Origin of the sequence: Photobacterium sp. GB-56, from assembly GCF_003026105.1 — a bacterium.
Classification (GTDB): domain Bacteria; phylum Pseudomonadota; class Gammaproteobacteria; order Enterobacterales; family Vibrionaceae; genus Photobacterium.
In genome coordinates this window covers 358,513-367,718 of sequence record NZ_PYNW01000001.1, presented here as the reverse complement: position 1 = coordinate 367,718, position 9,206 = coordinate 358,513, and the positions used below count along the sequence as shown (strand labels likewise).

Below are 9,206 nucleotides of genomic sequence, written 5' to 3'. Positions count from 1 at the left end.
CAGGGGCCAAGGATGAAGCCAGTAATGTATGTAGTTGTTGAAAACGTTATCTGGAAAATAACAACGGAAGGTGAATGGGTACAAGTTCCGCCATCGGAGATCATTGATAATTCAGTACCTTTCATTGCAGAGCAAGCACAAGTTAACGACATCATAAAAACTCAAAATAATGAAGACGATGTTGTTAACTTGACGCAATCTGATACGGCACCTCGTCACACACAAAACGCCTCAGAATCTAATATCAGTTCAAGTGATGGTATTTCTTTTATTACCCGTATTAAACCTACGCTTGCTGAAACCTTGCCTGAAGCGGGATTTACTACCCGTCCAACAACTTCCCAAGAGAGAAACGAACGAGATGAAATTGGCGATACCATTTTGTCACTTCGTAACTCTGCCGCTTTAACAGTCACAATTGTTGACGGTGGTGATGGTTATGAGAACCGCTTTGAAGTGCCGACGGTCGATCTCTTTGGTGACGCTATTGATGTTGAAAATGGCCGTATTGTGGTTGTGACTATCACGGATATTAATGGCAAAGTGTTCACAACAAATGCGGTCGTTAAAGATCAAAAATGGTTTATTAACGATCAAGACTTAAGTGAACTCGCTGAAGGTCCACTTGATGTTTATGCTTCTGTCACTGATTACTATGGCAATTTTGTTGACGCCACAGATAACACCATCAAAGACACCTTAGCTGAAATTACCGCTGAATTTGATGGCAAGGGTGATAATTATCTCAACCAATTTGAAATCGTTGTTAGTGATTTATTAGGCGATATCACCTTTGTAGAAAATAACCAACCCGTTACGATTACCGTCACCGATAGCCAAGGTAAAACCATTACCTTTGAAACAACTAACACTGATGGTACTTGGAACATTAACGATACAGATCTATCTTCCCTCGCCGAAGGTGAACTCACAGTAGTTGCAGACACGGTCGATATTGCAGGTAATCCAGCCTCTGCCACCAGCACTATTATCAAAGATACCCTTGCAGATATCACCGCAGCCTTTGATAGCGATAACGATGGCGTTGCTAATGATTATCTCAATAACGTAACAGTAAAAAATACCCACCTTTTTGGTAGTGTTAATCACGTAGAAAATGGTCAAACCGTTACCATTACCGTTTCAGGACAAGGCAGTAATAATTTAACGTTTACCACCACTGTAACCAATAGCAGCTGGAATATTGCTAATGTCGATCTAAGTAATTTTAATGATGGCGAAATCACTATCACCGCAGAAACCATGGATATCGCAGGTAACCCAGCGGTATCGAGCAATACAATCATTAAAGATACCACGCCACCAACTATCGATATTGATACCAGCAATTACGATTTGGGCGGATTGAATATCACCGCACTCAAGCTTGGTTATGTCGAGTTTTTAGAAGGTACAACAACGGGCACTGAGGCGGGTGATAAGATCGAAGTCACTTTCAGTGATGGCACTGAAACCGTTATCTTAACCACCACTGTAGATAGTGCGGGAAATTGGCGTATTGAAGATTTCGATCTTAGCCAACTCAATGTACAAAAAACATGGGAAATGTCAGCAACCGTTACCGATATAGCAGGTAATACTGCGACTGATGATATGCCGACATTAAGACATCCTGATTCTTCAGTTTTTTATGAGACGACATTAGATTATCAAGGTTCAGAAACTGCAACGGCTTCTATCAATATCGAGTTTGCTGAGTTTACTTTTAATGCCAATCAAGCATTACTAGAAAAGTTAACCTCTAACGGTAACCCGATTACGGTTACCATCTCACCGGATGGGCTCACACTCACTGCGGTAAGCAACGGCGTCACCGTTTTAACGGCAACGATTCAAACCGTCTCTCAAGACATTAAAATTACGTTATTTGAACCTATTGATACTAAATTTGGTTTCAATAGCACTCAATCAGCGATCTTGATTGATGGTGTCCAAACCGATAGCGATGGCACAACAGAAACGGTTGTTGCGCCCGCGTTAATTTATATCCGAGATTCAGAACCTACGATTATTGATGACTATAGCAATGTGATTGAAGGCAATATTACCTCTGGCAATGTGCTCAACAATGATAGTGATCTTGATTCCCCCCTCTCTGTTGTTCGTGTCACGATTAACGGTGAAACCAAAGATCTAACAGGTTCTTCTGTAACGTTTGATCTTCCTGAAGGTCAACTGACCATGAAAGAAAATGGTCATTGGATTTTTAACGCCAATCGTAATCTCGACCATAGTGCGGGTGATATTGACCTCGTAGTTAACTATATCGCTGGCGATAAAGATAATGACAACGGAAGTGCGGATCTCACCATCACAATTAAAGATGGCGAAGCAAATACCATCATCAATAACAATGATAGTAACGTTGAAGGACTGATTTCTAATCCTACAGATACCTTTACAGGTGACTTTACCATTAAAGCAGGATCAGATAACCCCGCTCCTAATAGCATCACTTTTAACGCCCAAACTATTGCTACTTTAAGTGCTTTAAATCTAACGTCAGGTACTTCCGTTAAATACCTTGAATACACATTAAGTAATGATGGAAAAACCATTACTGCGACATCTGGTGGAGAAACCATCTTTACTTTAACCCTAACTGGTGCTGCCAATAGTGATGATGTAACAGGTACAGTAACCTTGGCTCAACATCGTCCGTTAAATCACACCAATGCCAGTGATGTGATCAAATTACCACTACTGATTGATGCCACCGATTTGGATGGTACAAAAACCCCAACAGGACAATTTGATTGGTATATAGAAGATGGTGCAGATCCTGAATTAATCGTCAACCAAGCACTCGACTTTGATGAAGCTAGCCTTTCTTCAAGCCAACCGATATCCAAAACAGGCACTATCGATGTTGTTGTTGGCAGTGATGGCTTAAATGGCCTTTCACCTCTCAGCCCATTATTTTTTGATCAAACACAGCTACCATCAGGATTAACCAGCGGCGGCGATATCATTACTTACACCGTTACTGGTACAGGTCAAATGATTGAAGCATCGGTCAATGGTGAAAAAGTTTTTGATATTGCCATTACACAAAAACCTGATGCTGAAGGTAACTCGACGGTTGAGTACACTTTCAACCTGTATAAATCTATCGACCAAACAGATCCAAATGGCATTGAAACCATTACCATTCCAGTCTTTATTCGCGATAACGATGGCGACGTTAACCAAGCCAATATCACTGTAACGATTGCCGATGGTGACACGCCAGTCATTACTAATACCACATTAGAAATTACCGAAAACCCAATTGCTGTCGCACCCGATGCGCCACCAGCAGGCACGACAGAAACAGCAAGCTCAACAATTTCTGTTACCGCAGGGCAAGATCCGATTGTTGATTTACAACTGGCTCTAACAGGCGCAGTTCAAACCAGTGATGGTGATGCGATCACTCATAACGGTGAAGCACTGACGTGGCAGTTTGATGGTAACAATACCTATGATGCGGTTTTAGCTAACGGTACGGTGATCTTTTCCATCAACCTTTCCGACATTGGCACTATTGCTGCAGGTGGCAGTGCAGATGCAACCATTACCATTGTGCTGAATGACTTTATCGATCACCTCAATGGTAAAGATACCAAGCTTGATATCACCCTTCCCGTTCAAGCTACTGATAGTGATGGCAGTGTTGGAACATCCAACGTAACGGTCACAATTTGGGATGGTTTGAAGCCAGAAATCATCGTTAATGGCAGCTTAAATGTCCAAGAAAATGATTTATTAGATGATGGTGTAGACAGTGATGCCTCTGATGTAGCAACACCAACACTGAGCTTTAATACAGGCAGTGATAGTGTGGTATCCGTGACCTTAGACACCGCCTTATTTAATGGTAAAAACTACACCAGCGCAGGCGATAACATCACGCTTGGCGCACCTAATGCTGATGGTTGGTATATCGCAACAGCCGCGGGTAAAGAAATATTCCAAATTAAAGTTAACCTTGATGGTACGGTGGAGTTTGATCTCTTTGCCTCTATTGATCATCCAGATGCCACATCACAAGATACGCTTAACCTTGAGTTTGGTGCCATTCTGACTGACAGCGATGGCGACACCTCGCCTGCCACTATCTTTGATGTGAATGTCTTAGATGATGTTCCAAAAGCCGGTACTGCCAGTACATTGTCTTTAGTTGAAGGACAAAGCCAAACCTTACAACTATTAACCGATGAGATCACTGGGGCTGACGGCGGTGAAATTGTTAGCTTCATTTACAACGGAACAACTTACTCTATTGATGGTAATCCGATTGATTTAATCAATACTACGATCTCGCCGTCGAAAAAGTACGGTACCATGGTCGTTAATGCTGACGGTACGGTTGAAATAACAACTGTCTCAACGTCTGAATTTAGTGGACGGATCCTCGATACACTAAAATATACAGTTAAAGATGGCGATGGTGATACCGCGAATCGAACCGCAACAATGGCATTGGGTGATAACCCAGGTCATATCAACGTTGAACTGATGGAAGTATTGGAAGACACGTTGACAGCCCCGTTAACAATCAAAGTCTTCCCAGGCGATAATGACCAAAATGAAACCCTTACCAGTATCACTATTAGTGAAAGCTCATTGGCAGGTGGACAACTTTATTTGAATGGCACGTTACTCACGGCAGTCGGCGGCGTCATCACGATTACCGATTTTATTAAAAACGGTAATTTCTACTCTCCTAACGGTGAACTCACCTATCAACCAGCCCCTGATGTTGCAATTAATCAGCAACGTATGGTGAACCTTGAAGTCACAGCAACCATTTCAAAAGATTCAGGCATTACATCCTTAGATAAGAAGTTACCTATAAAAGTATATCCAAATGCTGATGCGCCTGTATGGGACGCCCCTGAAACTGAATACACAGGCGTTGAAGATGATAACGGCAGCATTAAACTAGACCTTGCTGCCAATCTTACCGATACCGATGATTCCGAAAAATTAACATATCGAATTTCAGGTATTCCAGATGGCATTACATTAAAACTCAATGGCAATGTCGTTAAAGACGGTGATGTATTAAATCAAAATCAACTGAATAAAATCACTATCGTTTCAGATAAAAACCTTGCAGGTAAATTTGAATTTACCGTAACCGCTATAGCGACCGAAAAAGGTAATCAGTTCATTGATAAAAATGAGCATCAAACCGAAGAAACACCACACCAAGTTATTATTAACATCAAGCCAGACGCTGATACACCGACCCTATCGGTGAAAAACATTAAAGGTATTGAAGATCAACCGATTAACTTAAGCCAAGTATTAGTCGGTAAGCTTACCGATACCGATGGTTCTGAAAGTTTAAGCTATCAAATCAAAGTGCAAGATGGTTGGTCTATTCAAGGCGGTGGTGCTATTGAGCAACCAGTAGGATCAGGTATTTATATTGTCAGCGCTGAAGGTATTGAAAATGGTACAGCCCTACTTTATCCAAAAGAAGATATCAGCTCATGGACAGAAACGCTGACCATTGAAGTCACGGCGGTATCGACCGAAACCTCCGTTGATGGACTTGATCCCATTAATATCACTGCGGTTAGTGATACCAAAACCATTACTATTGATTTAAAAGGTGTGATTGATCGCCCTGATGTTGTAGATGGCGGTAATGGTCATTGGGAGTACGTTACAGAAAGCCCAAGCACTGGAAATTCCACGGGCTTTAAAGGCACAATCAAAGGTACATCCGGCTTTAACGAAGATAGTCCATTGCCTTTAGATTTCATGATCACCACCAGTGATGATGATAAATCGGAACAGATCACTATTATGATCACCAACCTTCCTGACGGGGTAATGTTTGTTGATAGTAACGGTGATCCGATCACACTAGAAATCGTAGGTGAAAATGCATCGAATGGCGTGATCTACCAGATCAGCAACGATCAGCTTAAAACCACCTTCTTAAAAACACCGAAAGACTTCAGTGGGCAACTTAATTTTGATGTTAACGTGATTTCAACTGAGCCTGATGGTGACAGCGGCGAATTCAATTACCAAGTAGAAATTGATGTGCTTCCTGTCGTTGATGAAAAAGATGGCGCTATCCTTGAAACAACAACGCTTGAGGATAAATCAGCAAGCTTCTTAAGTGAGCCCATGATTAATCAAGATATCGATCACAGTGAAAGTTTAACCGGTTATAAGATCACTGGATTACCTTCAGGCTTAACACTCTTTATTGATGGTATTGTCGTATCTGTACCTACTGGTGGATTAGATCTTGCTGGCTACAAAACCAGTGGCGAATCGTGGACTGACTTCATTAACAGCGGTCGTGTTACTGTGCTTGCTGATGAAGATTTAAGTGGTTTATTCAATATTTCAATTAGCTATGAAGTCACTGACACCTCACCTACAGGACAAACGGCGACAAAAGACATTAATGCAACCATTCAACTTGATGTGAATGGTATTGTTGAAGGCGATACCCGTTTAGAATCAACATCAGAAGTGCTCACCAGTACCGATGGAAGCCCTATCGATTTAACCAACGCGGTTCACTTTTTTGATGAAGATCTCGATGGCTCAGAGTACCTTGATTACATCATCATCGTCGTACCAAATAGTATTAACTTAATCGTTGAACACCCAAATGGTGCGTCCATTGACGGCAGTGGTAACTGGATTATTCCCGCAACGGGATTAACCAGTGACACAGTAAAAGAATCGATGAAAGATATCTTGGCAGGTGCAACCATTAGCTCTAGCTTTGATACTGACATTATCGATCTACGTGTTGTAGCCCACGTTATTGATGACGAACATTCACGCTATATTGAAGCTCCTCTTCAAGTCCAAATTACAGGTCACAGCGGCGGTGGTTCTTGTCTTCCAATTGACGATCCAGATAGCATTCAAGGTGACGATGCCATTATTGCCAAAGAAGGTGAAGATATTGATTTATCAGGGTTGCTGGATGGCAACATTGACTACAACCCTGAAATAGAAATATCGTTTTTCATTGATATCAAAGATCTACCTCTAGGTGTTGAAATTGAAGGCGATGGTGTTATTCCTGAATACAATGCTGTTGGTGAAATTCTTGGCTATACCATTACACCAAGCGGCTTAGAAAATATGGTCTTTGTTGGACTCGATGAAGATTGGGCTGGCTGTATTAATATTCCGATTGAGATCACTCAAACGTCCACCTGTAACGGTCAATCGTCCAAAACAACGCAGAATATTAAGATTGAAGTTATCCCTGTTGTCGATGATATCATTGTCAATGCAGGACAAACCACGATTCAGGAAGATACCGAATCTGCTATCAACTTAGAATTAATCTTAGGTGATAATATTTTCGCGGGGCAAACCATCAGCGGTGAAGGTGAATCAGCCACAGGTAAAGAAACCATTAACTGGTTGAAAATTACTTTACCTGCCGGGGCAGAACTCAACGGCAATCCCGCCATTTTACAAGACAACGGCGATAACACATGGACAATTAAAGACCCAACCCGTTTAGGTGAATTAACCTTAACACCACCACTTAACTTCAGCGGTGAGTTAATCATTAATGTTGCAGCCAACATTACTGATGAAGCTGATTGCCCAACCCAAACCGATACCCAAACCAAAACGGCATCAGTGGTCATCAATGTTGCACCAGTAACTGATTTTGCTGAAATGCCCGATAAAATCGAAGTTCTAGGTGACGAAGATAGCTACATTAATATCACAGGCCTAGACGCAATTTTATTTGATGATGATGGTTCAGAAACACTATCACTGAGTATTTCAGGGCTACTTGAAGGGGCTGTGCTGTTCTATTCACCTGATGGCGGAAATACATTCGTCCAGTTACCTAACAGCGGTCAATCATGGAGTATCAGTGCTAGCCAAATGGACGGAGTTTATATACGTCCACCGCTAGATTTTAGTGGTGATATGAAGCTCAAACTAGAAGCCATCACCAACGAAATTGGCACCAATGATATTAAAATCTCGACCACTGATTTAGTCGTAGGCGTTAAACCTATTGGCGATGATGTTCAGTTCTTTGATGTCCCAGAAAGTCTTGCTGGAACTGAAGGTGATAGTTTCACTATTCCAGTGAATCTAGAAAGCTATGAAACAAACAGTGATGAAGCATTACGACTCACAGTAACGATCAGTGCGAATGATCCTGCTCAGTTACAAGGGTTAGATAAAATCGTTATTGGCGGACAAGAAGTTACCTTTGGGCAAAAAGGAAATAATTGGTTTGCTACCGTCGTCGTTAATGCCAATACATTGGATGAATTCACACTTTATCCCGGTGATGCTTATGGCGACATGACGATCACATTAGCTGCCAATACTGTTGATACCAATATCGTATTAGGCACTGAGTACACTCATGAAGGTGTTATCGCTACCGAAGAGATCAAATTAACCATTGATGCGCTACCTGATGAGCCTGAATTAACGGCGCAATACAACAGTATTATTGCTGAAACAGATTCAGCGATCGCCTTAAATCTTGATCTCATGATGCAAAATCCAGCACCTAATGAAAAAGGCAGCATTATGATCACAGGCTTCCCAAGTGATTACACTTTCTCTGCTGGAAAAGAAAATAATGGTGGTTGGGAAGTCGAACTTGCTGATATTGCCAGCCTCACCATGACAGGCAACAGCGCACAAGATTTCACTTTATCTATTGAGCCAAGTGCCAGCATCGGCAACCAAACTGCAACGGGCACAGCGCAAACCATCGATTTCAAAGTCGCAGTATCGGGTGATAATACCCTAGTAGGTACAGCCAATGATGATGTGATCATCGGCGGTAAAGGCAACGACATAATGTCAGGTGATAACGGTAATGACAGTTTCGTCTTTAAATCTGATGATCTTGGTTCAATCTCTGCACCAGCACAAGATACTATTTTAGATTTTGATACCACAATTAATACCGACAACATTGACTTAAGCGCTATTTTATCAAATGTCACTGATGGTATTTCAGCCGATAACTATATTGATATTACTGAAAATAACGGTTCCGTCACATTACATGTTAAAGACAATGGTACAGATGTTACACAAGAGATAACTTTAGACAATGTAAGTAAAGATGCGCTTTATGGCGCAGATACGAGCTCTGCAACGGAAGCAGAGGTTCTACAAAAAATGATAGATGATAATAATCTAATTACTGGCTAGGG

At 41.5% G+C, this 9,206-nt stretch carries 1 protein-coding gene; it reads left to right on the top strand.

The annotated features are described in order from the left end of the window. Nucleotides 1–12: 12 nt before the first annotated feature. Entirely contained in the window at nt 13–9,204 is a 9,192-nt protein-coding gene (locus tag C9J42_RS01770; protein ID WP_233220716.1) for a type I secretion C-terminal target domain-containing protein, read from the top strand. Nucleotides 9,205–9,206 lie beyond the last annotated feature (2 nt).